The organism is Teredinibacter waterburyi (assembly GCF_001922985.1).
GTDB classification, from domain to species: domain Bacteria; phylum Pseudomonadota; class Gammaproteobacteria; order Pseudomonadales; family Cellvibrionaceae; genus Teredinibacter; species Teredinibacter waterburyi.
In genome coordinates this window covers 1-1012 of the sequence record NZ_MRUH01000139.1, presented here as the reverse complement: position 1 = coordinate 1012, position 1012 = coordinate 1, and the positions used below count along the sequence as shown (strand labels likewise).

Genomic DNA, 1012 nt, shown 5'->3' with positions numbered 1-1012 from the left:
AGCGCTTCGTTTAGGCTGTGGGGCCACCTAGCGGTCGCCCAACGTGTGTGTTACTGGGTTTTTTCCGCCTCGCATAACAAGGCGCTCCACCTGACAACTTTTGCTGCGCTCGTTTGTGTATGTCGCGCAGCTCCATTTTACACAAACGCTCACAACAAAAATCGCAGGTGAGCTTGGCGTTATGCAAGTGAAGTAGGTCGAGAAGTATAAAATGATATTCGGAGAGATCGTTCACGAAGAGCACTATTATGACGTATTCCCGGGGCTACTCGAATTGATCAGGTCTGAGTTCAATGAGGTTGAATCTGGAGTTCAGGGAGATGCGTGGATCTGGATATTCGAAAACAGCGAAAAGGTGGCGATTGATTCATTCACATCAATGCGTTTTCAGCTAAAATCCGATAGATCTGGCGGAGTTTTACTCGAAAAAGTCCTTTCGGTATTGCAGAAGAAATATAAACTATACCTCTATCAAGAGCCAGAAATCGAAGGGCACGAGGACTTACATTAAATGCATAACAAGTTTGTCCATTTGACGTTTTGGTCTTCGTTCCGTTTTGGGGTGGCTACGCCACTTTACCCCAAAACTCCACTACAACCAAAACGCAAATGACAAAGGCGTTATGCGTCTTAACAGCTGGAAGAGTAGGGCTTGAAATTCATTGGCGTTTTTTACTGTAAAAGCATCAGCTGATCTCGAAGAGTTTGCGTGCATCCTCCGTTTACTTTAGCAATCAGCACAACAGCGCCCAAACGCTCCCAGTGTTCTAGCGTTCACGTTTCTAGCTTTTGGTTTTTCTTGTATTCGTAGTTGTAACTTTATTTTCTACGGGTACTTGGCTCAGGTGTAAAGCTAGGCTAATCTTAATAGTTGTTGTTAATGGCTTTAGGTTTTAAGTCTAAATTAAAGCTATTTTTAGTAAATTGGTTGTAGTATTTTTTGGGTTGTTGGGTTGTTGGGTTGTTGGGTTGTTTCGTAATTCAAAAGTTGCGCATAACAAGGCGTTCAACC

General features: G+C 43.3%; 1 protein-coding gene. It reads left to right on the top strand.

The annotated features are described in order from the left end of the window. Window positions 1-211 precede the first annotated feature (211 nt). A complete protein-coding gene (locus IDZ20_RS10890; protein ID WP_188151465.1) occupies window positions 212-511 on the top strand; it encodes a hypothetical protein in 300 nt (99 codons plus the stop codon). Window positions 512-1012 lie beyond the last annotated feature (501 nt).